Consider the following 717-nt stretch of genomic DNA (forward strand, 5'->3'; position numbering starts at 1 on the left):
CCAAGTGGCTGGAGGCGCAAAGCCTCCAAGGAACGTTGCTTGAAGGATTCCTATACAATTAGGAATCATCTCTCTTCATTCTTTGGCATTACATACTACTCATGCAATGCCAAAATATTAACATGCACCAAAATATTATATAGACTATGGAGATAAGAAAAAACACCTTTTTCTTCTTCGATTTTAAAAGGTGAAGTACAAATCCACTATAAATGGAAAAAACAGGTATTATAAGTATTTTAAACCATCCTATAACATCATAATATGAATAAAAAAAAGTACAAGCGTATGTTGCCCAGTACAAACATATCACAAATGCCATTACAAATTTCAAAAAGACAAATGTCACTTGTTTGTTTTTTAGGTACAATAGGAAATATGCTATAGGAACAACTGTTGCAAATAGCATATCTCCTCTCCATATTATATAAAAATCCAAAAGTCTCATTTTAGTTCATTATTTGTTTGACACTGCAATTTTAGAGAAATAAATTGAATAAAGCAAATGAATTTAAAACCTTTATAAAATTTTAATAAATATTGGTTTTCAAGGAATAGAGATCATTGATGAAAAATGTAATTGCTACACCATTATATTCTTCGACCACAGGCAGACCAACTTCGGGCGGTTGGTCTGCTTTTTGATGATGGCTTGCATGATGAACTCCCGAAAGACTCTGCTCTCAATGCTGTCAATACGGAAGGCTACCGCAATGA

Origin of the sequence: Prevotella sp. AM42-24, assembly GCF_003461825.1 — a bacterium.
Lineage (GTDB): Bacteria > Bacteroidota > Bacteroidia > Bacteroidales > Bacteroidaceae > Prevotella > Prevotella hominis.